Source organism: Pseudomonas sp. ICMP 8385 (assembly GCF_002699915.1).
GTDB lineage: Bacteria > Pseudomonadota > Gammaproteobacteria > Pseudomonadales > Pseudomonadaceae > Aquipseudomonas > Aquipseudomonas gessardii.
In genome coordinates, this window is the sequence record NZ_LKBY01000069.1 from 1 (window position 1) to 214 (window position 214).

At 53.7% G+C, this 214-nt stretch carries 1 pseudogene; it reads left to right on the plus strand.

From position 1 onward, the window contains the following. A pseudogene (locus tag AO268_RS08045) lies at positions 1-108 on the plus strand (IS5/IS1182 family transposase); the annotation flags it as partial. Between the last annotated feature and the right edge of the window lie 106 nt (positions 109-214).

Here is a 214-nt window from a genome sequence, read left to right on the forward strand (position 1 = left end):
CGCGGCTTGGCCAAAAACACGGCGCAACTGGTGACACTGTTCGCTCTGTCGAACCTGTGGATGGCGCGCCGACATTTACTGACGAATGCAGGGGAGGTGCGCCTGTAATGCGGGAAATGGCCACCGGAGTGGGGTCCGGGTGGCGAAAACGTAAGAAATACTCGTCGAATTGATTGTTTTTTGATCATTTGGCGAGTTTAAAAGTTGCGCTAGG